Raw genomic sequence first — 24,897 nt, 5'->3', positions numbered from 1 at the left:
CATGGCGTTTGGTCGAAATGAGATGAATATCAGCGTATACGCCCCTGTGCTTACGAGCGACGATGGGCGCCCGCTTGCCATCGTTCATGGAATGGAGCGTGCACTTCCTGGATTGCGCTTGGGGTGGACGACTTCGGAGAAGGAAGACCTCATCTCGCTGCCTCACCGCGATGAATGGGTCGCGTCCAATAAGGCAGGCGGAGGGTTTCCGTTCCTCTGCAATGATGACGATGCCCATTTGGTGACGATTTCCGGTTGGGAAAACCCGAATGGTCTTGCCGCGGATGGAGCGCCGCATTTTGAAATTCATGCGCAACTGCCATTCGACGCAGCCGGTATCGCGGCGGCAGCGGATGTGCTCGCGGCGATTGGGGAGGGCGCACGCGCGTATTGGGGACACGCTACGCCTTTCAACGCGACCGTGGAAATTTCGCGGCAGACGGTCGATCCGGTGCGTAAGCCAGGAGTTCCGCCACGGGGGCTGCCCGCGCTCAGGTTCCCAAACTACATTCGTTCGCCTGAGATTCCGCGTCGCCTCGGGTGGCTGAACTACTGGTCGGCTGCCGCCGCACGAGCCATCGGGTTCCCGGACCCGGCCCACGACGCGGAACTGCTCTCGCGCTCACGGTGTACCGCGACCGGTGGGTGGGTTGTGCAGCTCACGGAGGCGCCGCTCGACCTGGACGATTCCACGCACCTGGACGCGCTCAAGCGGGCCTACGAGCGTTTCCCGGAGATCGGCGGGCGCGCAGCCCCTTGAGGTTGGTACGGCTCGTGGGAACTGCAGGCCGCTCCGCCGCCCCACGCCCTCCACTTCCATCTCAAAGGCTGGAGCTACCGGCGCGAGAAGCCCCATGCTTTCTGGATGGATCGTTTGAGGCGCATGTGACCGCTGTGGTAGGGCCAGCGACATGTCCACGCCACAGTCCCCGGTGCTCAAGTCTCCCGCGATGCTCCACGGCCTCACCGGCGCTCGCGGCTTCAGGGCACCAGCGCGTCCGCTTCGATCTCCACCAGCATGGCCGGGTCGATGAGCCGCTTGACCTCCACCATGCTGGTGGCGGGGCGGATGGCGCCGAAGACGGCGCCGTGGGCCCGTCCCACCTCCTGCCAGTGGGCGATGTCCGTCACGTACATCCGGGTGCGCACCACGTGCTCCAGCCCGGCCCCCATGCCCTCGAGCGCCGCCTGGATGTTGCGCAGCGCCTGCTGGGCCTGCGCATAGGCGTCCCCACCCCCTACCACCTGCCCCGAGCCGTCCGTGGCCGTCGTCCCCGAGACGAAGATGAACGGTCCGACCCGGACCGCGCGGGAGTAGCCCACCTGCGTTTCCCAAGGAGTTCCCGTCGAAAACGTGCTGCGTTGCATGGCGGCTCCTGTCGTGGCCCCGGATCCCCGCCTCCTGGCGAAGAGGGGTGCACGGTGAGTGTACCCGGGGGCATACCCGAACGCTTGAAGCCCCGCACGCCTTCCAGCAAGGCGATGTCGCAATCTGTGCCCCGCGAAAAAATACACGCCGCGTGATAGTTGCACTCTCCATGGCATCCGAGCTCGACCAGGAGGTCGCCCGTCGGCGCACCTTCGCGATCATCTCCCACCCCGACGCGGGCAAGACGACCCTCACCGAGAAGCTGCTGCTCTACGGCGGCGCCATCCACCTGGCCGGTAGCGTGAAGGCCCGCCGAGCCAGCCGCCACGCGACGAGCGACTGGATGGAGCTGGAGAAGCAGCGCGGTATCTCCGTGACCTCCTCGGTGTTGCAGTTCCCCTACCGGGGCCACGCGGTGAACCTGCTGGACACCCCGGGCCACCAGGACTTCTCCGAGGACACCTACCGCACCCTGGCGGCGGCGGACGCGGCGGTGATGCTCATCGACGCGGCCAAGGGCGTGGAGCCCCAGACCAAGAAGCTCTTCAAGGTCTGCCGCATGCGCGGCATCCCCATCTTCACCTTCGTGAACAAGCTGGACCGCTTCGGCCGCGCGCCCCTGGAGCTCATGGACGAGCTGGAGCAGGTGCTGGGCCTGCGCGCCTACCCGATGAACTGGCCCATCGGCATGGGGCCCGAGTTCCGGGGCGTGTATGACCGGCAGCACAAGGTGGTGCACGTCTTCTCCGCGGAAGGGCGCCACGGCGAGTCCGAGGTGGCCGAGCGCTCGGTGCCGCTCGACTCCGAGGAAATCCACTCGGTGCTCAGTGAGCGTGAGCTGGCCACGCTCAAGGAGGAGATCGAGCTTCTGGACATCGGCGGGGACGAGTTCACCCGGGAGAAGGTGACCGAGGGACAGCTCACGCCCATGTTCTTCGGCAGCGCGATGACCAACTTCGGCGTGCGGCCCTTCCTGGACGCGTTCCTGGAGCTGGCGCCGCCGCCCACCTCGCGTCCGACGAAGGACGGGCCGCGCGAGCCCACCTACCCGAAGTTCGCCGGCTTCGTGTTCAAGATCCAGGCGAACATGGACCCCGCGCACCGCGACCGCATCGCGTTCATGCGCGTGGTGTCGGGCCGCTACGTGAAGGGGATGACGGCGTTCCACTCGCGCCTGGGCAAGGACGTGCGGCTGGCCAAGCCCAGCCAGTTCCTCGCCGCCGAGCGCACGGCCATCGAGGACGCGTGGCCGGGAGACGTCATCGGTCTGTTCGACCCCGGCATGTTCCGCATCGGCGACACCCTGGCCGAGGGCGAGGATCTGCTCTTCGAGAGCGTGCCGCGCTTCAGCCCGGAGTACTTCGCCATCGTGCGCTCGAAGGATCCGCTGCGCCGCAAGCAGATGGAGAAGGGCCTGGAGCAGCTCTCCGAGGAGGGCACGGTGCAGATCTTCCAGCAGCTCGGCATGGGCATGAAGGATCCCATCGTCGGCGTGGTGGGCGCCCTGCAGTTCGAGGTGCTCCAGTTCCGCGTGGAGCACGAGTACGGGGCGCGTATCATGCTGGACCGGCTGCCCTTCAGCCACGCCCGCTGGGTGGTGGGGCCGAACTTCGATCCGAAGACCTTCGACTGGGAGGGCAATCGCCAGACGGTGCAGGACCGCGACGGCCTGCCCCTGGTGCTCTTCCGGGACGACTGGGCGCTGCAGCACGCCGAGGAGAAGCACCCGGAGCTGAAGTTCCTCTCGGCGGCGCCGCAGCTGCGCCAGCTCGCCGCGACCGGGAGCTGAAGCACCGGAGCCGCCCGGGGCGGGCTACTTGTACGGCACCACCGTGCCGCCCCGGTGCGCCGAGTCGCGCAGCACCAGGCGCGTCTCCTTGTAGAGGCGCGCCGCCTTGGGGCCGACGAGGAAGGGCTTGGGGTCGCCCTTGCGGAAGGTCTTCTTCAGGTACTCCTCCACCTCGCGGTAGGTGCGCATGAAGATATCCGCGGCCGCTTCCTTGCGGCCCGTCTGGGGCGTGACGTCCATCTCCGCCCACATCTGGCCGCTGAGCAGCTCGCCCTCCTCGTTGAGCCGGCAGCGCTCGAAGAAGATGACGGGCGAGCGCACCTCGTCGATGCGCCAGAAGCCCTTGTCCGGGCCGCGCTTCACCTTGTCCACGATGGCCGGGCCCGCGGCGAGCACCACGAGGTACAGGTCCTCCTCGGGCAGTCGGGGCACGTTCGCCTGCGAGGCCCGGAAGGTCTCCCAGTCGGGTGGCACGCGCCGGGGGTATACCTCCAGCTCGAAGCGCTCGAGGTGGCGGAAGAAGGCGACCTCGTCGTCGGGGGACATGAAGAACTGAACCTGGGTGGCCATGCGTTGGCCCATTAACCGAATGCCGGGCCGCGCGGAAGTCCGAGCCGGGCTGGACCAAGGATTCCCCTAAGGATTCCCTTCATGGACAAGACCTTCGACGCGCTGCTCGCCCGGATGCACGAACTCCGCGACCTGGGAGGGGTCATCGGCCTGGCCTCTTGGGACCGGGAGACCTACCTGCCCACCCGCGCCCATGAGGCCCGCTCCCACCAGCTCTCCACCCTGCACGGCATCCAACACGAGCGCCTGGTGGACCCCCGGCTGGGCGAGCTGCTCGCCTGGGCCTCGGAGGCTCCAGGGCTCACCCCGGACCAGCGCGCCATGGCGCGCGTGCTGACCCACGAGCGGAATCGGGCGGTGAAGCTGCCGCGGACGCTGGTGAAGGCGCTCGCCGAGGCCCAGAGCCAGGGCCTCCACGCCTGGCGCGAGGCCCGTGAGGAGCGCCGCTTCGCCCGCTTCCAGCCCGCCCTCTCCCGGCTGCTCGCCCTGCGCCGGGAGCAGGCGGACGCGTATGGCCATGGCGGCGAGCGCTATGACGCCCTGCTCGACGAGTACGAGCCCGGTATGCGCGTGGCGCGCCTGGGCCCGGTGCTGGCCTCGCTGCGTGACACGCTCATCCGCCTGGTGGGGGCGCTCCAGGCCGCGCCGCGCCAGGTGCCGGAGCTCTTCCAGGGCCGGCGCTTCGACACCGAGGCCCAGTGGCGGGTGTCGTTGCGGATGCTCGGGGACATGGGCTTCGAGCTGGACGCGGGACGACAGGACAAGAGCATCCACCCCTTCTCCAGCGGCCTGCACCCCACGGACGTGCGCCTCACCACGGACCTGGACGAGCACTCGCTGGAGGGCCTCTTCAGCACGCTGCACGAGGGCGGGCACGGCTTGTACGAGCAGGGCTTCCAGCCCGCCCACCACCGCACGCCCCTGGCGAACGCGCCCTCCATGGGCCTGCACGAGTCCCAGTCGCGCCTGTGGGAGAACCTCGTGGGGCGCGGCCGGCCCTTCTGGACGCACTACTTCCCGCTCATGCGCGACACCTTCTCCGAGGGGCTCGCGGGCGTGGCACTGGAGGGCTTCCTCGCGGCCATCAACCGTGTCACGCCCTCGTTCATCCGCACGGCCGCGGACGAGGTGACGTACAACCTGCACATCGTGCTGCGCTACGAGCTGGAGCTGCTGCTCATCCGCGACGAGCTGCCCCTGGACGAGCTGCCCGCGGCGTGGAACGAGCGCATGCGGCGCTTCCTGGGCATCACCCCGCCGGATGACCTGCAGGGCGTGCTCCAGGACATCCACTGGGCCTGGGGCGAGTTCGGCTACTTCCCCACGTACTCCCTGGGCAACCTCTACTCGGCGTCCCTCTACGCCGCGGCGCGGCGGGCCCTGCCGGGGCTGGAGGAGGGAATTGCCCGGGGCGAGTTGCGGCCCCTGCGCGACTGGCTGCGCGACCACGTGCACGCCGAGGGCTACCGCCTGCCCGCGGAGGAGCTCGTGCGCAAGGTGACGGGCCAGGGCCTCACCGACGTGGACTTCCTCGCCTACCTCCAGTCCAAGTTCGGCGCCCTCTACGGCGTGACGCTCTGACGCCGCCGCGCGGCGTCCTCCAGGTACTCGCGGACGACTCGCACGAGGGGCAGGCGCAGCGCGGTGTCCACGTCGATGAACCGGGCCCACACCACCTCGCGGTGGTCGAGCACCAGCGGGGGCTCGGTCTCGACCTCCAGCTCCACGAAGTGGCAGGTGTCGTGTTTGTACACGTAGCGGTTCTGGCTCACGAAGACGGGACGCAGCCGCTCGGGTGGCACGTGCAGCCCCACCTCCTCGCGCAGCTCGCGCGAGCCCGTCTCCGCGGAGCTCTCCCCCGGGTCCTGGCCACCGCCCGGCAGGCTGAAGTCGCGCCGGTAGGAGTTCTGCAACAACAACACCTCGCGGCCCCGCCACACCCCCACGAGGGTTCCCTCGGTCGTTGGACGTCGGACGAACCACCAGACGAGTGCCAGATTGTAGGCACCGCGATAGGCCACGCGCACGAAGGGATCCACTAGAGAACTCACGATGCCTCCCACTGGGACCCTACCTCGCTTCGCGTTGTGGCGAGTGCCCCCTTCGTGAGAAGCCGTGGTGCATGGCCGCCTCGCAGACCTTCGAGATGACGCGACCCCAGAAGTTCTTCACCCTCGCCGGGGTGATGCTCGGCATGCTGCTGGCCGCGCTCGACCAGACGATCGTGTCCACCGCGGGCCCCTCCATCCAGCGTGACCTGCACATCCCCGCCTCGCTCTACGCGTGGCTCACCACGTCCTATCTCGTGGCCTCCACCGTGCTGGTGCCCGTGTACGGCAAGCTGTCGGACGGGTTCGGCCGGCGGCGCATCCTCGTCATCGGCATCCTCATCTTCCTGGGGGGCTCGGCGCTGTGCGGCCTGTCGCGCACCACCCTCCAGCTCATCCTCTCCCGGGCGGTGCAGGGGGCCGGGTCCGCATCGCTCTTCACCAGCGCGTTCGCCATCGTCGCGGACATCTTCCCGCCCGCCGAGCGCGGCAAGTACCAGGGCCTCTTCGGCGCCGTGTTCGGGCTGTCCAGCGTGGTGGGTCCCCTGGTGGGCGGCTTCCTCACGGACCACCTGAGCTGGCATTGGGTGTTCTTCGTCAATCTGCCCCTGGGCGCGGTGGCGCTCGTCTTCATCCTCACGCGCATGCCGCCCCTGCGCCGCCCGGGAGCACGGCCTTCCGTGGACGTGGGCGGGGCGCTCACCCTGGCGCTGTTCACCGTGCCCCTGCTCGTGGCGTTGTCGCTGGGCCGCGCCGCCTCCAGCGCGGACGAGGTGGGCTACGCGTGGGGCTCGCCTCAAATCCTGGGCATGCTGGCCGTCTCCGTCGTGGGACTCATCGCCTTCCTCCTCGTCGAGCGCTCCGTGCGCGAGCCCCTGGTCGACCTGTCGCTCTTCCGCAACCGGGTGTTCGCCGTGGGCAACCTGGCCACGTTCCTCAACGGTGGGGTGTTCCTGGGCGCCATCGTCTTCCTGCCGCTCTTCATGGTGAACGTGGTGGGGCTGTCGGCCACGCGCTCGGGCTTCACCCTCACACCCCTGACGCTGGGCGTGGTCACGGGCAACGTCGTCTCGGGCCAGCTCGTGTCGCGCTGGGGCCGCTACAAGCCCTTGATGCTCTCCGCCCAGGTCGTGCTCATGACGGGCTTTGGCATCATGGCCTTCACCCTCTCGCCGGACTCCACCCAGGGCGAGCTGACGTTGAAGATGATCCTCGTGGGCCTGGGACTGGGGCCCTCGATTCCCCTCTTCACGCTGGCCATCCAGAACGGGGTGGCGCCCCAGCAGATGGGCGTGGCCACCGCGAGCGCCACCTTCTTCCGGCAGATGGGCTCCACCATGGGCGTGGCCCTGTTGGGCACGGTGTTCGGCGGGGTACTCGCCTCCTCCATGGCCACGCACATGACCGAGGCCACCCGGAACGTCCCGGCCGAGTGGCGCCGGGAGTTCGCTCCGTCCTCGGACGCGGGCGGGCAGGCGGGAGGGGAGGGCGCGGTGGGAGGGCGGATGTTCGACGCGGCGGCCCTCAAGGCGCGTCTGGCCGTGGACTTCGACCGGCGGCGCGAGGCACTCACCCGGGCGGTAGGGGAGGGTGACGCCCAGGCGCGGGGTCAGCTCGAGGGCCTGGCACGGGCGCGTGAGTCCGCCGAGTCCGCCGTGGACCAGGTGGCCCGGGCCTTCAAGACGGCCTTCACCGAGGCCGTCCGCATCCTCTACCTGGTGACCCTGCTGCTCGCCGCGCTGGCGTTCCTCGTCGTCCTCGCGCTGCCGGAGCTTCCCCTGCGCAAGAGCAACGCGCCGCCTCCCGCCGCCGTGGAGTAGGCCGTCTTCGTCAATGGGCTCGGGGCCGCGCGCCCTGTCCGGAGTCCATGCTCCACGTCTCTTCCGGCTCTGGGTGATGCCAGGGCCAGAGCCGCTGGGCCAGTCGCATGTAGAGCGTCCCCAGACTGGCGAGGTCCTCCTGGCAGACGGAGACGGCTGCCCGCAGGACGCTTCGTGGAGACAGCTCGGCGTCCGTGTGGAGCAGCGCTTCCAGGTGGGTCCGCTTGTGCTCTGGCACGGTGTTCAGGATGTCCCGCTTGGAAAGGTCATCGTCATGGAGTGTCGCCCATTCCAGGAGCTGCCTGCGCAGTTCCCGCCGGAGTTTTTCCTCGGGGCCGAATACTTGCAGACACAGCTGGAACAGCTCCGAATCCGCCCCGGAGTCGAGTTCGGAAGGGTCCGTGCGGAAGAGGGGATCGGCGGCGGCGCGCCAGAGAATGTCCCAGGTCAGCTCCGCATGCACCCGGGTGAAGAGCCCGCGGGCCGTGAGGTAGCTCTGCATGGAGTCGTGGAAGAAGCGGACCTGTCCTGGTGGCTGCCCTGGCGTGACGCTGGCGTCCTCCGGGACGAGGAGTCCGGCGTGGAGTAGTTTCTGCATCTGTCCCTGCTCCGGTGCATTCCGGTAGCGCAGCGAGCGAATGCCTTGGATCCAGTACGTCCGCAGACAGAACTCCCCCGCCCAGGCCAGCAGTTCCGTGTCTTCTTCCCCCGAGACGCCCTGCCGGCGCAGAAGACCCCGGAAGGCCGCTTCGTAGAGCGCGGCGATGCCCTCTTCCGAGCCGTGACCGAACAGCAGCGCCAGCCGGACCAGGATGGGCAGGTAGGTTCCATCGGCTCCCCGGCAGGCCTCCAGCCGCTTCTCGGCCTGGGGATGTCCCTCGGGGGCGTAGGCGGCGACGAAGCGGCCCAGGGTTTCGTCATCCAGGCGTCTGGGCTCCGCGATCATCCAGTGACTGGAGCCTTCCACGGCCTGTCGAAAACCGAGGTGGGGCCTCGAGGTGAGCAGCAGCCTCACGCAGTGCCCATATCTTCCATCCAGGAACGCCTTCAAGGACTCGGTGCTCAGTGCTGATTCCGTCAGGCCATCCACCACCAGGACGTAGTCCCCGCGCAGCAACAGGAACTCGTGGATGTCTTTCGAAAGGGGATTGGACGCCAGCGCCTGGAAGACAAGTCCCTCCAGCGTGGGTCCGCGCCCGTCACACAGCACGGGCAGGGGCTTGGAGGGATCCTCCAGGAAGTCCGAGAGCATCCGTCGCACCACCTCGCGCAGCAGCGCGCTCTTGCCGCGCCCTCCCGGGGATTCGATGAGGACATGGCCTCCGGCCGGCTGGGTGAGGAATCGGACGATGCGCTCCTCCGGTGGTTCCCGGGTCAGGTACGTCGCAGAGGAGGGGGCCGGTGTCCCCGCGGGCGACGCGGGCGTCATTCCCTCGCGGAAGAGGGCGGGCAGGGAGATGTATTGCTCGTGATTGGCCTGGTGGCGCCAGGCTTCCACCTTGCGGCCCACATGCGCCACGTACTCGGCCTGGATGTTCCTGCGCGTGGAAGGCAGTCCGAGCGCCACGGGGACCATCCACCAGAACGGCCGGGTGGAGGCCAGCAGCCTGAAGGCCGCGGGCGAGACGAGTCCCAGGACGAGCCCCAGGAGCAGCTCGAGGAAGAGCACTCCCACGAAGATGGGGAAATGAATCCTCCAGGTGTTGGCCATGCCGGCCAGGAACAGCCCACTGCCACCCAGGACGTTCGCACTCCAGCCCAGGAAGGGAAGCCAGCGCTGGGCCAGACGCTGGCGGGGGAGGAGCATCAGGGGAAGGACGAAGAGCAGCGTCGCGAGGAGGCAGGCCAACGTCGTGCGGAACCACGTCTGTTCGATGAGCGGTGCATGAAAGAGCACGTCGCTCACTTCCAGCTTCGCCTGCGTTCCCGCCATGTCCTGGTACAGGAAGACGACCTTGATGGGACGTCCTCCGAAGGAGTGCTCGTCCATGTACCAGTTGAGCTTGGGTGGAGGCGTGCCCGGGGCATATTGGCGGGTGACCGAGGCCACGAGGGGGTCCGCCCTGGTGCTGTCCCACAGCGTGACTTCCAGGCGTCCCGCGATCTTGTCGGCGGGAAAGGAAACAGGCCACCGCAGGTCCACACTCCCCGCGTCGTCCTTGCGGAGCGGGGCCCTCAGGTCGAGTCTTCCCTCGAGCGTGACGTGCCCTCCCGGTTCGACGAGCAGCGTGCCGTCGCGAAGCTTCAGGGTGGCGCCCATCTTCTCCCGGGGAACAGTGACGAAGCTGGCGGAGCCCATCTGGATCCATCCCCCCATCCGCTCACCCGAGGGAATGACGATCGACACCTCGGTGCTCTTCATGACGGGATGGGCCGCCGGGTCGTGCGGCTCCTCCAAGGAGACGAAGGACAGTGTGCCGTCCCGTTCGCTCTGGAGCCACGCGCCCGTGCCGTCGGGCTCGACTCCCCGTACGGAAACCTGTGTACCATCCAGCAGTGGCACGGCCTCTACCCGCTCTGCCCGGTGCTTCACGTGAACGACCTCGCTCGTTGCTTTCACCAGGAGGTCTTCCGCTCCCAAGGGGTAGGTGACGAGCCTGCTCAAACCTCCCTCCTCCTGCATGAGCCACGAGAGCAGTCCCTCCTGCGCGGCGAGGAGCCTGCCATTCGCATCCAACAGGAAAACGCCCCCTGATTCGGTCAGGGCCCAGAGCCGATCGGTGGGCGTCCTATAGATGAGCAGCCGTTGTCCCTTGAAGAGCGGTCCCCCAGGCAAGAGGGACTTGCCGTTGATGTCGATGAGATGGAGCCCGCCTTCTCCGGCGGCCCTCAAGGAGCCGGCGACCCATGCTCTGGTCCCATCCGCGCTGGCAACGAGCTGTTGGATGGACGCTCCCCGAAGCAGGAGGTTGGGAGGGGTGCCAGGAGTCGCTCGCGGGTCGAGGGTGTAGAGCTGTCGTCTCGAGATGTTGCTTCCTGGAGGGTATACCTCCGCCGTCACCCAGGACCGCAGTCCGTCTGGGCCCGGAACAACCCAGAACTTATGACCCTCCCCGCTGAGCAGCGGCCGCCATCGTTCGGAGCGAGTCCTGGTGTCCAGGAAGAAGAGTCGTGGACCTGCCTTGAGCCAGGCGCTGGGCTCCTTTCCTGTCGGGAGCACTTGCCACCAGACGTACGGATTCTCGCCTGACGAATCCAGGGCCGAGAGAGGGATGACACGCGTGACATTGCCCTCCGCATCGATCACGCAGATGCGCGCCGAGCCGGAGCGGTCCATGACCACCCAGATTTGCTGATGCGGCTCCAGTGGTTCCGGGAGGAGATGATTGGGATACACATCGATGGGTGATTGAAAGAGCTGCTGCCGGAGCTGCATGAGCTTCTCCGCCTCGAGGATGACACGCCCCGTCACCGAGCCCTGGCCCGCCTCCACCAGGTAGAGTCGGGCTTGTTCGGTAGGGCCTCCCGTCGGATGGGCGCTCGTGAGGACCCAGGCCCTCCCGGGAATCGGAGTCTGAATCCATGCGACGACACGGAACCCGTCCGCCAGCCAGGAGCCATGTTCGTGGGTGGTATTGCCTTGTCGATCCACGACGCGGGCGCCGTGCTCATCCACTACCCAGACGTGTTGCTCATCTCCCCAGGGAACGAGCGTGGCCGGCGAGGTCGCTATCGGAACGGGCCAGATGGGGCTGCCACTCAGGCTGGCCGCGATGGAGTTTCGTGCCTGCCCGCACACCACCGAGAGGCATAACAGGGTCATCAGCCAGACTGGCCTCCGCCTCCACAAGGAAGACGCCCCCGCGCGCGCGTTCATGAAGGATAGAGAGGCCATGCGCGACTTGTATGGAAGAGGGAGCGAGCCCGCGCTCCAGCCAGTGGCATCGTGGCCTCGGGCGGACTGGCTTTCGCTTCCACGAGCAAGATGCCTCCTTGCGTGTTCAAGGTCGGCTCGTGCGCTCCCTTTCCGCCGTGGCAGGTAGCCCGTGGTACCTCCACATCGAAAAAGACATCCGTCTGGGACGTAGTCACTCAGATTAGATCCACCGCGCCATGGGACAGTCAACCCTGGCTCGGTGATACGTGTTTGACGGATGTTGGATCGTCACCCAGATTCCGGACCCACGGTCAGGTCCAGGGAAGATGCTCATGTGGGGAGCCAGCTGGAGAGAGCGATTGTGGGCTGTGGTGATGGCCACTGCGATGGGAGGGCAAGGGGGCGGCTATGCGCGCGCCGATGAGCCGAACCCTACCTCTTCCAAGGAGACAACCCCTCGCTCTGAGTGCTATGTGGAATATTGGAACGTCAATAAGCCGGACATGAAGACTCGAATCTCTCACACGAAGTCCGGCTCGCGGGATGATGTACGGGGGGGCGAACCTCTCATGCTGAGACCCTGCTGTATCTGTGAGTATCAGATGATATTCCCTTTTTCCTGTCCACTTTATCCCTGGTATGGGGGGGCGGCCTACCCGCAGGATTCGTATCTTCCCTGGAGGGAGTCGAGGGACCTGCTGCGCCTGGAGATCGGGCCCCGAGCGGTGCTGAACTTCAGCCCGGAGCTCAACCTGGAACCCATCAAGGGGCCGGCGCGAATCGAGCAAGGCCTCTCCTTGGAGGCCTTGAATGCCGCCATCCTCCAGTGTGAGGACGAGGACGCTCCGCGTTGACCACCCGAGCGACCTCGAGGTCGGAGATCGCGGGCGTGGTCGCGTCGGGACAACCTTATCTCCAGGCGGGTTCTCCCGAGAGCAGTTGCCGCTCGAGCCGCTCGAGCAGCGCCAGGTCCGCGCGGGCGCGCTCGGCCAGGGGGACGAACAGCAGGCGCGCACGCACCTCCATGCCTTTCTCCAGCTCGAAGCGCTTCAGGTCGTCCGGCAGCCCGAGCAGCACCTCCGTCAGGGGGCGCACCCGGTGCAGTTGGTAGGAACCGAGGGATTCCCACCGCCGCGCCACCTCTTCCGCGGAGGCCGCGTTCGCCAGGGCGTTGCGTGCCGCCTCATCCATGACACGGCTGGCGTGGACGCGCTCCTCCAGATCCGCGAGGACGGCTGCGGTGCTCCGCCGCGCCTCACGGAGGATCCGCTTGGGGTCGAGCATCCGCGCCACGCGTCGCCGTGCCGGGGTGCTCAGCGCGGGAGCCTGTCCCCGGACACGGGCGAGGACGGCCTCCAGGTAGCTGGACGCGAAGCAGGCCACGAAGAGCGCCTCGTCGAGCGGAGCCCGGTCCAGGTCCGCCAGCTCCTCCGCGAGGGACACCACTCCCAGCTCCGTCAGGACGTAGCGCTGGCCCCGGGGCGCCTTGCCGCCGCGGCCTCCACCGTCCATGGGCTCGGCCCACCGGCTCCGGCACAACCGTTCCAGGGTCCGGCGTACCTGGGTGAGGTCGATGTCCTGCGAGGGCCGGGTGACGTCGTGCTCCGCCCAGTTGGTGAAGAGCAGGAAGAAGAAGCGCACGTCGGAGGCACGGAAGCCGCCCGATCGGGCGCCAGCGCCATGCGCGGCCAGGAGCGCCGCCTGGACGAAGGTGGCCTGCGCCGTGACGTGTCCGAGGCGATCCGCGAGGGAGGGAGTCCGGGTCATATCGCGGCAGGTTAACCCTTCCGCACCGAGGTGACATTGTCTGTACGCGGGGCGTGAAGCGGCGGGCCCTTTCCGCGTACACCTCACATCACTCAATCGAGGTCCTCAATGCTTCCGCTGCTCCTCGGTATCGCCGTTGTCTGTTTCGCCATCGAACACCTCTTCCGTGGCTGGCGCTTGCCGCGCGTGCGCTCCTGGCATCTGAGGGTCGTGGTCATCAATCTGGTGCAGGTGGGGGTCGTCGTGCTCGCGGGCTTCACCTGGGAGCGCTGGCTGTCGGCGTCCTCTCTCTTCCACCTGTCGCGCCACCTGTCCCCGCTGCCCGGGGGAGTGCTGGCCTACGTCATCGCCACCTTCGTCTTCTATTGGTGGCACCGGGCCCGGCACGAGAGCGATCTGCTCTGGCGCCTCTTCCATCAGATTCACCACAGCCCCCAGCGACTGGAGGTCATCACCAGCTTCTACAAGCACCCGCTGGAGATGGTGGCCAACTCGCTCATCGGTGGACTGCTCGTCTACACCGTGCTGGGATTGAGCCCGGCGGCGGGCGCCGTCTACACCGCCTGCACCGCGCTGGGCGAGTTCTTCTACCACACCAACGTGCGTACGCCCCGCTGGGTGGGCTTCATCTTCCAGCGCCCGGAGATGCACCGCATCCATCATGAGTACGGCAAGCACCGCAACAACTACGGCGACATCGTCTGGTGGGACATGCTCTTTGGCACCTACGACAACCCGCCCACGTGGGAGGCCGCCTGTGGCTTCGATGACGCCCGTGAGCAGCGATTGACCGACATGCTCGCCTTTCGCGACGTCCACTCGAAGTGAGGAGGACGCTCCCGCCGGGGCGTTTCCAGGTCGGGCCTGGTCCGGCCGTCAGGCTGCCGACATGCCAGCCACCCGCCTGTTTCCTCGCCTTCGGAGACAGGGCTCACCTGGGCGGCGGCGGGCGTGCGTGCTCTGGTGACTCGTCGGCGAGGGAGGGAGCAGGCCATCACGAGCGGTGTCGGGGGCGGGCATACCTTGGTCCTGGGGCTTCGTGAGCCATGGGGGACATGCATGTCCGCGGACAGTGAGCGAAAGGAGGAGCCGGAGTCCAAGGTCGCGCTGCGCGAGAGCGAGGAGCGCTTCCGGCTCCTCATCGACAGCCTGCGGGACTACTCCGTCTTTCCCCTGTCGGTGGAGGGACGGGTGAGCAACTGGAACCTCGGCGCCGAGCGCCTCAAGGGGTTCTCGACACAGGAGGCCATCGGCTTGCACCTCTCGCGCTTCTTCCCGGAGGAGGAGAACGCGGAGCGGGTGCCGGAGCGGATCCTCAAGCGGGCGGAGATGGATGGGCGCTCCGAGTACGAGGGGTGGCTCATCCGCAAGGACAATTCTCGCTTCTGGGGCACCGTGGTGCTCAGCGCCATGCGCGACCAGGACGGGCGGCTGCGTGGTTTCTCCAACATCGCGCGGGATCTCTCCGAGCGCAGGAGGGTGGAGAAGGCCCAGGCCTTTCTCGCCGAGGCGGGTGAGGTGCTGACCGGCTCGCTCGAATACGAGAAGACCCTGCAGGAGGTGGTTCGCCTCGCCGTGCGCGGCATGGCGGACTGGTGCTCGGTGGCCGTCCAGGGAGCGGATGGGCTGGCGGTACGGGCCGCCGCGCACGCCAGATGACGGCGGGCCGGCTCGAGCTGAAGCGCCAGACGGTGGATATCGTCGAGCTGGTGCGCGGCGCCGTGGGCACGCTCGACGAGGAGCTGCGTCAGAGCGGGGTGCGGATGCGGGTCCACGCGCAAGGCCGGGTCGAGGGATCGTGGGATCGACTGCGGCTCGAGCAGGTCATCGACAACCTGCTGTCCAACGCGGTGAAGTATGGCAAGGGCCAGCCCGTGGACCTGACGGTGTGCACGGACGGCACCACGGCGAAGCTCGTGGTGCGGGACCAGGGCGTGGGCATCGCGCCCGAGGACCAGGAGCGGCTCTTCGAGCGCTTCGAGCGCGTGCGGCTCGACCGGGACGTCAACGGGTATGGGGTGGGGTTGTGGATCGTCCGGCGCGTGGTGGAGGCGCACGGGGGTCGCGTCTCCGTCGAGAGCCGACTGGGCGAGGGGGCGAGCTTCACCGTCCTGTTGCCCCTTCGGGTTCCGGCCCCGCCCGGGCGCAACCAGGAGACGGACAAGGAGTCGTGCCCACCCGCCGTCCACTGACGAGTGTCCTCGCTCCCTCCTTCCGCGGTGCCGCGGGTCAGCGGGCGCGGAGGACGAGCGCCTGGTAGGGCCGCAGCTGCAACTCCCGCGTGCCCTCCAGGGACGGGTAGTTGTTGCTGAGCACCTCACCTCCGACGAACTCCTCGGGAAGCCGGTACGTCTCGGGCTGACCGCTGAAGTGTCCGACGACGAGCAGGCGGGTGTGTCCGTCGTTCCGGATGTAGCTGAAGACGGTGGGGTGCTCGGCGTCCAGGAGCGTGAAGGTGCCGTCGCGGACGACGGGCAGTGCCTTGCGCAACGCGATGACGTCCCGGTAGTGGTGCCAGACGGAGCGGGGGTCCGCCTCGGCCGCTTCGGCGTTGATGTCCGGGTAGTTGGGGTTCAGGGCGAGCCAGGGCGTGCCCTCGGTGAACCCCGCGTTCTTCTCCCTGGACCAATGCATGGGCGTGCGGGCGTTGTCCCTCCCTCGGGCGTACACGCCCGCGAGGATGCGCGCGGTGTCCCAGCCGTGCTCGTCGCGCAGCACCTTGTAGGCGTTGAGGGTCTCGATGTCCTTGTAGTGCTCGATGCTCTCGAAGGACACGTTGGTCATGCCGAGTTCCTGGCCCTGGTAGATGTAGGGCGTGCCCTGCATGAACAGCAGCACGGTGCAGAGCATCTTGGCGCTCTCCACGCGGTACTCCCGGTCATTGCCGAAGCGGGACACGGCGCGGGGCTGGTCGTGGTTGTCCCAGTACAGGCTGTTCCAGCCGCGGCCGTGCAGCTCCGTCTGCCAGCGCGCCAGCACGCGCTTGATGCCCGGCAGCGTCAGCGGAGGGTTGCTCCACTTGCCGTGCTCGACGGTGTCGTCGCCGAGGAACACGTGCTCGAAGTGGAAGATCATGTTCAGCTCGCCCCGCTCGGCGCCGCAGTACAGGGCGCCCTCGGCGGGCGTCACACCAGGCGTCTCGCCGACGGTCATCACGTCGTAGTGGGCGAGCACCTCGCGGTGCAACTCCTGGATGAACTCGTGGATGCGCGGGCCGTTGAGGAAGTACGGCCCGCCGTCGGTGAGCGTGGCTCCGGGGATGGGCCGGCCCTCGGGGTAGTCGGGGTGCTTGCTGAGCATGTTGATGGTGTCCATGCGCCAGCCGTCCACGCCCTTGTCGAGCCAGAAGCGCACCAGGTCGTGGACTTCGCGCCGCACCGCGGGGTTCTCCCAGTTCAGGTCGGGCTGCTTGCGGCTGAAGAGGTGCAGGTAGAACTCCCCGCTCTTCTCGTCCTTCTCCCACACGGGACCGCTGAAGAAGGACTGCCAGCGGGTAGGCGGCTGGCCGTCCCGGCCCTTCTTCCAGATGTAGTAGTCGCGCCTGGCGGAGCGCGGGTCCGTTCGGGATTCGATGAACCAGGGGTGCTCGTCGCTGGTGTGATTCACGACGAGGTCGAGCATGATCTTCAGGCCGCGCGCGTGGGCTTCCCGGAGCAGCTCCTCGAAGTCGGCCATGGTGCCGAACTCGGGCATGATGGCGCGGTAGTCGGAGATGTCGTAGCCGTTGTCGTCGTTGGGGGAGGCGAAGATCGGCGACAGCCAGAGCACGTCCACGCCGAGGCGCTTGAGGTAGTCGAGCCGCCGGATGATGCCGCGCAGGTCGCCGATGCCGTCCCCGTTGCTGTCCTGGAAGCTGCGCGGATAGATCTGGTAGACGACGGCGTCCTTCCACCAGGGGATGGCAGGGGGGGCGTCGGGGGGCGTCATGTTCGTCTCCTCGCTGGGACCGCGGTGGATGTGAGTCGCTCCGGGGGGGGGTGGAGTCCTCCCTGGAGGTTTACGCCCAGAAGGCGAGCGCGGCACCCGTGACGGTGGCGAGCACGTTGACGGTGTCATTTCCCAACCATCCGAGGCCCCGCAGGCTCCGGGTGGGACGGCCACAGCGGTGGACGCGGCGCTCTGTTTCCCGGGCACAGGCCTCGCACCAGCGCACGTCCTGCACGGTGGCGCCCAGGAGACTGTCGCTCAACGAGCCCACGACTCCCGCGAGGACGAGCCACGGCACGAGCCTCCACGACAGGCCAGTGGGCAGGGCGATGAGGGCGACGAAGGCGGCACCCGCGGTGGAGGCGAGCAGCCCCATCGCCGACACGGCACCGGACGTGCCGGGCGGCACGGGCCGCAGGGTGGTGATCCGCCGGGGAGGCGAGCGGGAGAGGACCCCCAGCTCGGTGGCCCACGTGTCCGCGTTGGCGGCGGCCAGGGCGCCCAGCATCGCCAGGAGGTAGCGCGAGTCGCCGGTAGCGGCCAGGAGCACGGCGGCCACGGCCGCCACGCCCCCGTTGGCCAGGGCCTGCCCCAGGTCACGCGTCCCTGTCTTGGCGTACTCGGCCTCCACGTCGGCCTTGCGCGCGCGGAACATCTTGGACAGGGCACTGGAGGAGAAGAAGAAGCCGAGCAGGGCCACGGTTCCCGCCGGGCCTCCCAGACCGAAGACGGGCGTGCCGATGAGGATCGCGCCGAGGACGCCACTCGGACTGAGAGAGCCTCGGGCCCAGGCCGCCACGCCGATGAACAGGGCGATGCCCGCGCCCATGCCCAGTCCCCAGGCGTTCGCGGCGGGGGTCCACGCGAGCACTCCGCCGGTGGCCAGCGGCACCCAGAGGTTGTCCAGTCCCCGGATGCCGAGCGCCTCGACGCAGGTGGCCACCACCGCCGCCAGCAGGGCCAGGGTCACCCGGGGCATGTCGGGGGGGAGCCCGGGCAGCCACGTGAGCGCGGCCAGCACGCAGAGGAAGGTGCTCGCGCACAGGGCCAGCGAGCCCTCCAGGCTCTTGAACTCCCCTCCCAGCGTTTCATAGCGGTGGCGCCCGAAACGCCGACCCACCAGCGAGGCCAGCGCGTCCCCGATGGTCATGGCCAGCACGCCGCCCACCGCCACGGCGGGCCGATCCCAGGCCCCCCACACCAGCGCGGAGAAGGACAGGGCGAACCAGACCGTGCCCAGGTTGTCCGCCGGAGCCTCCACCGCCTGGAGCAGACGCTTGCGGTGGATGACGTAGTTGCCCACCGCCGCCGTCAGCGAGGGCAGCACGGCCCACTCCCGGTGCTCGAAGAGGGCGAGGATGCCGAAGATCCACAGGCCCACGCCCACATGGATGAACTTGCGCGCCAGCTCGCGGGGAACACCCCGGCGCGCGGCCACCTCGCCCACCAGCACGCACGCGCCCACGTAGCCATAGGACAGCAGGAGCGCTTGGAGATCCTGGCTCATCATGGGCGCGAGTGTAGTCCCAGGAAAGGTGTCAGAGGACTCGTTCCGAGGGGTCGTTCTGCCTCCCTGGCCCGTCGCGTGCTTGGGGCGCGGCTCACCATGTCCGGACCGCATGACCTCTTCGCCCGCTACACCTTCGGCCACCCCGAGCGAGCCGCCGCCGAACTGCGCGCGGTGCTGCCCGCGCATGTCGTCTCCGAGGTGGACTGGTCATCCCTGAGGCGGGAGCCTGGCTCCGTCGTGGACCCGGAGCTGCGGGAGACCGAGAGCGATCTGCTCTTCACGGCGCGCTTGCGCACGGGTCAGCCCCTGTTGCTGTACGTGCTGCTGGAGCACCAGTCGTCGGTGGATGGGTGGATGGCGCTGAGAATGCTGCGCTACGTGGTTCGCCACATGGAGCGCTGGCGCCAGGAGCACCCGGACAGCACGGGGCTGCCCCTCGTCCTCCCGCTCGTCATGTACCACGGGCCCGAGGGCGCCTGGACGGCGCCACGTCGGGTGGAAGAACTCTTCATCTTGCCGGAAGGAGAGGAGGAGCGGGCGCGCTGGCGGGCGTTGTTGCCGCGCTTCGAGTATCTGCTCGATGACCTGACGGCCGAGCGGGAAGAAGCACTGAAGGCGCGCTCCGGCCCACCGCTGGCACGGTTGGCGTGGTTGGTGCTGCGCCATGGGCGGAGCGGGGAGCTGGCCCGGAGGCTGCTGGAGTGGGAGGAGCTCTTCGCCCAGGTGCATGCGGACAACGAAGGGTCCGAGCATCTGGTGGTGGTCATCCGTTACCTGCTCTGGGTGGGGGGCGAGCCCGTGCATGAGGCCGCTGGGCAGGTGTTACATTCGGTGCTGGGCAGGCAAAGGACGGAGGAGCTGATGCGCAGCTATGGCGAGCAACTCATCGAACGGGGACTCCAGCAGGGCCTGGTCAGGGGCCGGGAAGAGGGCCTGCGCCAAGGGCGTGCCGAGGACATCCTGCGGATTCTCACCATGCGAGGCGTGCAGGTCGACGAGGCTGCCCGGCAGCGAATTCTTTCGTGCTCGGATATGGCCACCCTCGACCGTTGGCTCGATCTCTCCCTGAAAGCCACCACCCTCTCCGAGGTGCTGGACGACCTGACCCAGTAGCCGGAGGGAACTCAGCCGCGCGGGGCGCGCACCCGGGTGTAGACGTACGAGACGGCCAGCAGCATCACCCCGAGCATCAGGAAGGTGAGGATGCGCTGGTCGGGCGGCAGTCCCGACAGGTCCACGAACATCAGCCGGCCGAGGGTGAAGGCCAGCACGCCGAGGCCCACGAAGCGGTACCAGCGCTCGCGCACGGCGAAGCCCAGGAGGAACAAGCCCGAGGCGGCCACGCCCCAGCCGAGCGTGGTGAGCTCCCCCGGCATCACCTCGCCCAGCAGCCACACTCCGGCGAGTCCCGCGCCCACGGCGCACAGGGCCTGGAGCGCGGTGCGGCCCCTTCCCGTCACCGGCGCGGGCAGACGGCCGTCCAGGGGCACCACGGTGGCGCGCTCGACGAGCGTGAAGCTCACGATCAGCGCGGCATCCAGGAGCGCGCGGCCCGAGGGCGGCAGCCACGTGGCGCCCAGGGCCACGTAGAGCAGGGCCACCGCCACCGCCTGCAAGGCCCCCGCGCCCAGCGCGCGTCCGGCGAGCCCCGCCGCGAGCCCCACCGCCGTCCACGTGTGCACGAGCGTGGCGTCCTCGAATTCCGTGGGGACGCCCATCGCGAGGGTGAGCACCCCCGTGGCGAGGTAGGCCTGGAAGAGCGCGGAGGAGGCGCCGCGCCACCGGGCCGCCATGCCGCCCACGCCTTGGGCGAGCGCCACCGCGACGAAGAAGGCGAAGAGGCGGGGCCGGTCCCAGCGCTCCACCTCCACGGCGCCCAGGGTGAGCAGCCCCACCCAGTTGAGCAGCGCGAAGGCGAGCCCGGCCCTGCGCGACAACTCCCGCGGGTAGAGCAGCAGCGCCACGGAGAAGAGCACGTAGTAGAGCACCAGGAAGGCGAGGCTCAACGCCAGCCGCTCGTGGGTGGGCTGTCCCGGGGCGATGGCCTCCGTGCGCATGGCCCACACGACGTGCGTGGAGTAGACGGCCACCAGGCTCGACAGGGGGACGATCACCCAGCGGTTCTTCACCAGGAAGAAGAGCGCGCCGGCCGCCAGCAGGCTGGTGGACATCAGGGTGAAGAGGGTGATGTCGCTGAGCATCCCCGTGTGCAGCCCGAGGAAGAGCGCGATGCCCGCCACCGTCTCCGAGTGCATGCGCTGGGCGATCACCACGATGGCCACGGTGTTGAGCGCCAGCAGCACCAGCGCCAGCACCTCGCTGTCGATGACGCGCACCGCGGGCACGAAGTGCAACGCGTACGTGACGAAGTAGGCGAGCGCGAGCCCCCCACCGAAGACGATGCGCCCGAAGAGCTCGTGGCGCCGTGACAGCCACAGCCCCAGCGCGGACAGTCCCGCGCTCAGCAGGTAGCCCGCTCCCACGCGTGCGAGCACGCCCAGGTCCCCGAAGTGGTAGATGATGAGGAAGGAGAAGCCGAGGATCAGCGCCACGATGCCCGCCCGGCTCAGCCAGTACGTGCCCAGGTGCGCTTCTAGATCACGCGTCTCCGGCGCGGAGCCGGATTCGGCAGCGGGTAGAGGTGTTTCAGGCACGAGGGGCGGCGGGGGCGCGGCCGTCGCTTCCAGGTGGGCGATGCGGTTCTCCAGCCGGGACACCGTCTCTTCCAGCCGCCGCACCACCTCCGCCAGGTTCCGCGCCTCTTCCTCCGCCATGCTCGCCCTCGTGGGTGGGTCCTCCCCTCCGCCGGGCCATCATGGTGCCCGGGCGCGGCCTCGCGGAAGGGAGAACTTCCTCAGGTGAACAATAGCGGCCGGCAGGCCCGGGCCAATCGCAGCGCGTCACGGGCGAGGCCGTGACTGGCCACGTTCCCGTCCAGCCAGGCGGCGCGCGCCACCTGGTTGCTCAGCTCGAAGCACAGCGTCGCCGTGCGCCGGGACAACTGGCTGTCCTTGCGCAGCGCCCGCACGTTCAGATCGCACAGCTCCGCGCACTGGCGCAGCAGGCGCATGGGCTCACTGTCGGCGCGCATGCCGCTCGCCACCAACTGCTTCATCGCCGCCTCGCAGGATGCCTGACAGCTCTGGCTCGCCACGATGCATTGATTGATGTCCACCGTCGCGCCACCGAGTCGCACTCCAGACATGCCCGCCACCTCCACGACCGCTCCCAAGCTACGCACGTTCCCCGAGGCCGCAACCGGTCCGACGTTCAGCGACCGACATGTCCGCTTTCCTTCACACACACCGCCGCCGCGCCCTCGGCCCGTCCATTGGGAGCACACATCCGCGTACCCGGGGGAGTCACGCCTGGACGGGGTACTGCGATAGCACCGCGAGGATGCCCTCGCCATAGAGACCCACGCGTTTGTCGCCCAGGTAGGGCAGGGCGCGCAGCTCGTCGAGGCTCGCCGGGGGACGGGACACGAGGGCATCGAAGAGTGCGTTGGGCAACACCACGGAGGGGGTGACCTTGCGCGCCGTCGCCTGCTCCGAGCGCCAGGCCTTGAGCGCGTCCTCGCGCTTGCGCCGGTTGGCGTCGCGCGGGCCCCGCTCCTCCACGTCCGGCTTGAGCTCGCCCTGGCGGGACTTCTCGAGCAGCTCGCGCACCAGGGAGATCACCTCCTCGCCGTGCGCGCGCACGAAGGCCCCGCGCACGCCGGCGGCCCGGGCCAGCTCCTTGGGGTTGCCGGGAGGTTTGATCGCGATGTCGGTGATGGCCATGTTGGAGAGCGTGCGCCCCATGGGGACGTTCTCCGCCTCGGCCCACTCCAGGCGCTTCTTGTGCAGGGCCTGGGCGATGGTGTTGGCGAGCAGCAACTGCGCCGGGGTCAGTCCGCCCTTGGGCAGTTTGGGCTTGAACTCCGCGCCCACGTCGGGACGGGCCGCGGCCTCGTCGCACATGCGCTGGCAGTCGAGCAGCACCTCCTCGAGCACGTCCGCCTTGCGGCACTCCTCGCGCACCTGACGGCCGAGCTCCACGAGGTAGCGCACGTCGTTGGCGATGTAGTCGCGCATCCCCGGGGGCAGGGGCCGCAGGGCGAAGTCCGACTGTTGGTGCTCCTTGGGCAGCTCCACGCCCAGCCGCTCGCGCGCGAGATCCGCCAGGCCCACCTTGGGCCAGCCCAAGAGCGTGGCGGCGCGGTGCGTGTCGAAGAGGCCGCGCACGCGCACGCCCGCCTCGGCCAGGAAGGGCAGGTCTCCGGAGGCGGCGTGGAAGAACTTGGTGCGCTCGGGGTCCTCCATCACCCGCGCGAGCAGGGAGGGGTGCACGCCGGGCTGGAGCGTGTCGAACAGGAAGACGTCCGTGTCCGTGGCGAGCTGGAGGAAACACAGGCGGGCGCGAAAGGAGTGCATCGCGTCCGTCTCCACGTCCACCGACAGCTCGCGCGCCTGCTCCAGCGTGCGGGCGGCCGCTTGCGCCGCCTCGGCGTCCTCGATGTCCTGTGCTCCCGTGGGAAAGGTCGGCATGGCGGAAAGCAGGCTAGCGGACCGGCCCTCCACGTGGAGGGTGTTTTTTCCGCCATCGCCGCTAGGATGACACCCAATGAATCCCGATGTGCTCCGCCTGGAAAAGAACCTGCTCGGCCACATGGGCCGTGCCATTTCGGACTACTCCCTCGTCTCCGAGGGAGACCGCATCATGGTGGGGGTGTCGGGAGGCAAGGATTCCTACACCCTGCTCTACCTGCTGCGCGAACTGCAGCGCCGCGCCCCAGTGAAATTCGAATTGCTCGCGGTGAACCTGGATCAGGGCCACCCGGGTTTCCCGGCGCACGTGCTGGAGGGGTGGTTCCAGAGCGAGGGCTTCGCCTACAAGATGCTCAAGGAGGACACCTATTCGGTCGTCCTCGAGAAGACGCCGCCGGGCAAGACGCAGTGCACGGTGTGCTCGCGCCTGCGCCGCGGCATCCTCTACACGGCGGCGGTGGAGCTGGGCTGCAACAAGATTGCCCTCGGCCACCACCGCGACGACCTCGTCCACACGCTCCTGCTCAACCTCTTCTTCGCCGGCTCGCTCAAGGCGATGCCGCCGGTGCTCAAGAGCGATGATGGCCGCAACACCGTCATCCGCCCGCTGTGCTACGCGCCGGAGAAGGACATCGCCGCGTACGCCGCGCTCAAGCAGTTCCCCATCATCCCGTGCGACCTGTGCGGCTCGCAGGAGAACCTGCAGCGCAAGCGCATGCAGAAGCTGGTGGAGGAGCTGGGCCGCGACATCCCCAACGTGCGCCAGAGCGTGCTGTCGGCCATGAGCAACGTGCGCCCGAGCCACTTGATGGACCGGGAGCTCTTCGATTTCTCGGCGCTCGCGTCCGAGGGTGTTTCGCCCGTGGACGCGCGGGAACAACACGACGGTGGCACGAACGAAGGGAGGGTGGGCGGATGCCTCGAGAACAGGCAGTGAAGACGCGCAAGGAGCGCAACGCGGCTCTGGTGGAAGTGATGTTGCTGGCGGCCATGGCCGATGGAAAGGTGACGCAGCTGGAGCTGCAGACGCTGCTCCGCCGCGTCATCGAGCGCCCCGAGTTCGAGGGCACCAAACCCGAGGAGCTCAACGCCCTGGTGGAGGCGAGCGCCAAGCGGCTGTCCAAGGCGCATGACCTGGAGGAGATCCTCACCTCGCTGCGCGAGCGCCTGGTGGGCCACAAGTCGCGGATGCTCGGCTTCGGGTTGGCGGCGTCCATCGCGTTCGCGGACCACCGGGCCACGCGCGCGGAGCTGGGCCTGCTCAAGCTCTTCCAGGCCGCGCTCGGCATCTCCGAGGACGAGGTGGCGCAGATCATCGACGTCATCGAGGGCGGCGGCAGCCTGTCCGAGGCGCTGGGTGAGCCGCTCGAGCGTCTGTATGCCGAGGTGATGGTGCTGGTGAGCGCCGCGGACGGCAAGCTCAAGGAGGCGGAGGCGCGCGAGCTGGTGGAGAGCTTCGCGTCGGATCCGCTCTTCCACAACGTGAGCCCCGAGCGGGCGCAGGACTTCGTGAGCGAGGCGGTGTCGGCGCTGGTGGCCGAGGGGCTGCCGCAGCGGCTGCACGTGCTCGCGCACGGGCTGACGACGCACGCCCAGCGGCTCAAGGCCTACCGGCTGGCGACGAAGATCGCGCACGCGGGTGGGCAGGAGCCCACGGCGGCCGAGCAGCGCATCCTCCACATCCTCCAGGCGACCTTCGGGCTGGCGGACGACGAGGTGGCACGGCTGGACCGGCAGGCCTGAGCGAGGAG

The 24,897-nt window shown here is 68.5% G+C and carries 21 protein-coding genes; 11 read left to right on the top strand and 10 right to left on the bottom strand.

The window, feature by feature from the left end:
* The first annotated feature begins 1 nt into the window (after nucleotide 1).
* The gene (locus D187_RS02510; RefSeq protein WP_043427819.1) at nucleotides 2-760 is read left to right on the top strand and encodes a DUF5953 family protein; all 759 of its coding nucleotides are present in this window, start codon (nucleotides 2-4) and stop codon (nucleotides 758-760) included.
* Between the two features lie 221 nt (nucleotides 761-981).
* On the opposite strand, the gene D187_RS02505 is transcribed toward D187_RS02510, so the two are convergent.
* Complete coding sequence (locus D187_RS02505) at nucleotides 982-1,368, bottom strand: RidA family protein (RefSeq protein ID WP_043427818.1); 387 nt, start codon at nucleotides 1,366-1,368, stop codon at nucleotides 982-984.
* 170 nt (nucleotides 1,369-1,538) lie between these two features.
* On the opposite strand from D187_RS02505, the gene D187_RS02500 reads away from it, so the two are divergent.
* Nucleotides 1,539-3,158 carry a peptide chain release factor 3 gene (locus tag D187_RS02500; RefSeq protein WP_002623063.1) on the top strand — a complete coding sequence of 540 codons (1,620 nt, stop codon included), beginning with the start codon at nucleotides 1,539-1,541 and terminating at the stop codon, nucleotides 3,156-3,158.
* 24 nt (nucleotides 3,159-3,182) lie between these two features.
* Here the strand turns inward: D187_RS02500 and D187_RS02495 are convergent, their stop codons facing one another.
* On the bottom strand, nucleotides 3,183-3,728 hold the full coding sequence (locus tag D187_RS02495) for a hypothetical protein (protein WP_002623064.1): 546 nt from the start codon (nucleotides 3,726-3,728) through the stop codon (nucleotides 3,183-3,185).
* Between the two features lie 81 nt (nucleotides 3,729-3,809).
* On the opposite strand from D187_RS02495, the gene D187_RS02490 reads away from it, so the two are divergent.
* Nucleotides 3,810-5,309: a carboxypeptidase M32 gene (locus D187_RS02490; RefSeq protein ID WP_002623065.1), complete on the top strand. Its 1,500-nt coding sequence runs from the start codon at nucleotides 3,810-3,812 to the stop codon at nucleotides 5,307-5,309.
* Here D187_RS02490 and D187_RS02485 read toward each other — a convergent pair.
* Nucleotides 5,291-5,779, bottom strand: coding sequence for an NUDIX hydrolase (locus D187_RS02485; RefSeq protein ID WP_155893120.1), 489 nt, complete (start codon nucleotides 5,777-5,779; stop codon nucleotides 5,291-5,293). The two genes, D187_RS02490 and D187_RS02485, sit on opposite strands and share 19 nt — an antisense overlap.
* A gap of 71 nt (nucleotides 5,780-5,850) precedes the next feature.
* On the opposite strand from D187_RS02485, the gene D187_RS02480 reads away from it, so the two are divergent.
* Nucleotides 5,851-7,596 carry an MDR family MFS transporter gene (locus tag D187_RS02480; protein ID WP_002623067.1) on the top strand — a complete coding sequence of 582 codons (1,746 nt, stop codon included), beginning with the start codon at nucleotides 5,851-5,853 and terminating at the stop codon, nucleotides 7,594-7,596.
* Nucleotides 7,597-7,606: 10 nt separating this feature from the next.
* On the opposite strand, the gene D187_RS02475 is transcribed toward D187_RS02480, so the two are convergent.
* A complete protein-coding gene (locus tag D187_RS02475; RefSeq protein ID WP_155893119.1) occupies nucleotides 7,607-10,429 on the bottom strand; it encodes an NACHT domain-containing protein in 2,823 nt (940 codons plus the stop codon).
* Nucleotides 10,430-12,138: 1,709 nt separating this feature from the next.
* On the opposite strand from D187_RS02475, the gene D187_RS58645 reads away from it, so the two are divergent.
* Complete coding sequence (locus D187_RS58645; RefSeq protein ID WP_002623069.1) at nucleotides 12,139-12,267, top strand: hypothetical protein; 129 nt, start codon at nucleotides 12,139-12,141, stop codon at nucleotides 12,265-12,267.
* A gap of 55 nt (nucleotides 12,268-12,322) precedes the next feature.
* On the opposite strand, the gene D187_RS02470 is transcribed toward D187_RS58645, so the two are convergent.
* On the bottom strand, nucleotides 12,323-13,180 hold the full coding sequence (locus tag D187_RS02470) for a hypothetical protein (RefSeq protein WP_002623070.1): 858 nt from the start codon (nucleotides 13,178-13,180) through the stop codon (nucleotides 12,323-12,325).
* Nucleotides 13,181-13,288: 108 nt separating this feature from the next.
* Here D187_RS02470 and D187_RS02465 point away from each other — a divergent pair, with 108 nt between their 5' ends.
* The 3 genes from D187_RS02465 (at nucleotide 13,289) to D187_RS02455 (ending at nucleotide 15,372) form a co-directional block, all read left to right on the top strand.
* Nucleotides 13,289-14,008: a sterol desaturase family protein gene (locus D187_RS02465; protein WP_002623071.1), complete on the top strand. Its 720-nt coding sequence runs from the start codon at nucleotides 13,289-13,291 to the stop codon at nucleotides 14,006-14,008.
* Nucleotides 14,009-14,239: 231 nt separating this feature from the next.
* Nucleotides 14,240-14,839, top strand: coding sequence for a PAS domain-containing protein (locus D187_RS02460; RefSeq protein ID WP_002623072.1), 600 nt, complete (start codon nucleotides 14,240-14,242; stop codon nucleotides 14,837-14,839).
* Nucleotides 14,836-15,372 (top strand): sensor histidine kinase, encoded by a 537-nt coding sequence (locus D187_RS02455; RefSeq protein WP_002623073.1) that lies wholly within the window; start codon nucleotides 14,836-14,838, stop codon nucleotides 15,370-15,372. The genes D187_RS02460 and D187_RS02455 overlap by 4 nt, the downstream gene beginning before the upstream one ends.
* Before the next feature lie 37 nt (nucleotides 15,373-15,409).
* On the opposite strand, the gene D187_RS02450 is transcribed toward D187_RS02455, so the two are convergent.
* Both D187_RS02450 and D187_RS02445 read right to left on the bottom strand, forming a co-directional pair.
* Nucleotides 15,410-17,107, bottom strand: coding sequence for a glycoside hydrolase family 13 protein (locus D187_RS02450; protein WP_002623074.1), 1,698 nt, complete (start codon nucleotides 17,105-17,107; stop codon nucleotides 15,410-15,412).
* 70 nt (nucleotides 17,108-17,177) lie between these two features.
* On the bottom strand, nucleotides 17,178-18,617 hold the full coding sequence (locus tag D187_RS02445) for a DUF92 domain-containing protein (RefSeq protein ID WP_002623075.1): 1,440 nt from the start codon (nucleotides 18,615-18,617) through the stop codon (nucleotides 17,178-17,180).
* A gap of 96 nt (nucleotides 18,618-18,713) precedes the next feature.
* Here D187_RS02445 and D187_RS02440 point away from each other — a divergent pair, with 96 nt between their 5' ends.
* Nucleotides 18,714-19,730, top strand: a complete 1,017-nt coding sequence (locus D187_RS02440; protein WP_002623076.1) for an Rpn family recombination-promoting nuclease/putative transposase — start codon at nucleotides 18,714-18,716, stop codon at nucleotides 19,728-19,730.
* Between the two features lie 11 nt (nucleotides 19,731-19,741).
* Here D187_RS02440 and D187_RS02435 read toward each other — a convergent pair whose 3' ends face one another.
* The 3 genes from D187_RS02435 to D187_RS02425 all read right to left on the bottom strand — a co-directional run bounded on the left by D187_RS02435 (nucleotide 19,742) and on the right by D187_RS02425 (nucleotide 23,146).
* Complete coding sequence (locus D187_RS02435; protein WP_002623077.1) at nucleotides 19,742-21,391, bottom strand: DUF2339 domain-containing protein; 1,650 nt, start codon at nucleotides 21,389-21,391, stop codon at nucleotides 19,742-19,744.
* An 80-nt stretch (nucleotides 21,392-21,471) separates the two neighbouring features.
* Entirely contained in the window at nucleotides 21,472-21,822 is a 351-nt protein-coding gene (locus tag D187_RS02430; protein ID WP_051256201.1) for a four-helix bundle copper-binding protein, read from the bottom strand.
* 157 nt (nucleotides 21,823-21,979) lie between these two features.
* Entirely contained in the window at nucleotides 21,980-23,146 is a 1,167-nt protein-coding gene (locus D187_RS02425) for a ribonuclease D (protein ID WP_002623079.1), read from the bottom strand.
* Between the two features lie 76 nt (nucleotides 23,147-23,222).
* Between D187_RS02425 and ttcA the strand changes: the two genes are divergently transcribed.
* Together ttcA and D187_RS02415 are read left to right on the top strand one after the other, a co-directional pair.
* Complete coding sequence (ttcA, locus tag D187_RS02420; protein ID WP_002623080.1) at nucleotides 23,223-24,083, top strand: tRNA 2-thiocytidine(32) synthetase TtcA; 861 nt, start codon at nucleotides 23,223-23,225, stop codon at nucleotides 24,081-24,083.
* A complete protein-coding gene (locus D187_RS02415; protein ID WP_002623081.1) occupies nucleotides 24,062-24,889 on the top strand; it encodes a TerB family tellurite resistance protein in 828 nt (275 codons plus the stop codon). The genes ttcA and D187_RS02415 overlap by 22 nt, the downstream gene beginning before the upstream one ends.
* The last annotated feature ends 8 nt before the right edge of the window (nucleotides 24,890-24,897 follow it).

It is taken from the genome of Cystobacter fuscus DSM 2262 (assembly GCF_000335475.2).
GTDB classification, from domain to species: Bacteria; Myxococcota; Myxococcia; order Myxococcales; family Myxococcaceae; genus Cystobacter; species Cystobacter fuscus.
Note: the sequence above shows the minus strand (reverse complement) of the source record. Positions and strands in the feature narration are given on the sequence as shown.

Bases quoted from the DNA above. Each gene is read 5' to 3' on its own strand.
- D187_RS02465 (WP_002623071.1), top strand. From the start codon at position 13,289: ATGCTTCCGCTGCTCCTCGGTATCGCCGTTGTCTGTTTCGCCATCGAA.
- D187_RS02455 (WP_002623073.1), top strand. From the start codon at position 14,836: ATGACGGCGGGCCGGCTCGAGCTGAAGCGCCAGACGGTGGATATCGTC.
- D187_RS02430 (WP_051256201.1), bottom strand. From the start codon at position 21,822: ATGTCTGGAGTGCGACTCGGTGGCGCGACGGTGGACATCAATCAATGC.
- D187_RS02440 (WP_002623076.1), top strand. From the start codon at position 18,714: ATGTCCGGACCGCATGACCTCTTCGCCCGCTACACCTTCGGCCACCCC.
- D187_RS02445 (WP_002623075.1), bottom strand. From the start codon at position 18,617: ATGATGAGCCAGGATCTCCAAGCGCTCCTGCTGTCCTATGGCTACGTG.
- D187_RS02500 (WP_002623063.1), top strand. From the start codon at position 1,539: ATGGCATCCGAGCTCGACCAGGAGGTCGCCCGTCGGCGCACCTTCGCG.
- D187_RS02510 (WP_043427819.1), top strand. From the start codon at position 2: ATGGCGTTTGGTCGAAATGAGATGAATATCAGCGTATACGCCCCTGTG.
- D187_RS02470 (WP_002623070.1), bottom strand. From the start codon at position 13,180: ATGACCCGGACTCCCTCCCTCGCGGATCGCCTCGGACACGTCACGGCG.
- D187_RS02490 (WP_002623065.1), top strand. From the start codon at position 3,810: ATGGACAAGACCTTCGACGCGCTGCTCGCCCGGATGCACGAACTCCGC.
- D187_RS02480 (WP_002623067.1), top strand. From the start codon at position 5,851: ATGGCCGCCTCGCAGACCTTCGAGATGACGCGACCCCAGAAGTTCTTC.
- ttcA (WP_002623080.1), top strand. From the start codon at position 23,223: ATGAATCCCGATGTGCTCCGCCTGGAAAAGAACCTGCTCGGCCACATG.
- D187_RS02450 (WP_002623074.1), bottom strand. From the start codon at position 17,107: ATGACGCCCCCCGACGCCCCCCCTGCCATCCCCTGGTGGAAGGACGCC.
- D187_RS02495 (WP_002623064.1), bottom strand. From the start codon at position 3,728: ATGGCCACCCAGGTTCAGTTCTTCATGTCCCCCGACGACGAGGTCGCC.
- D187_RS02460 (WP_002623072.1), top strand. From the start codon at position 14,240: ATGTCCGCGGACAGTGAGCGAAAGGAGGAGCCGGAGTCCAAGGTCGCG.
- D187_RS02425 (WP_002623079.1), bottom strand. From the start codon at position 23,146: ATGCCGACCTTTCCCACGGGAGCACAGGACATCGAGGACGCCGAGGCG.
- D187_RS02435 (WP_002623077.1), bottom strand. From the start codon at position 21,391: ATGGCGGAGGAAGAGGCGCGGAACCTGGCGGAGGTGGTGCGGCGGCTG.
- D187_RS02505 (WP_043427818.1), bottom strand. From the start codon at position 1,368: ATGCAACGCAGCACGTTTTCGACGGGAACTCCTTGGGAAACGCAGGTG.
- D187_RS02415 (WP_002623081.1), top strand. From the start codon at position 24,062: ATGCCTCGAGAACAGGCAGTGAAGACGCGCAAGGAGCGCAACGCGGCT.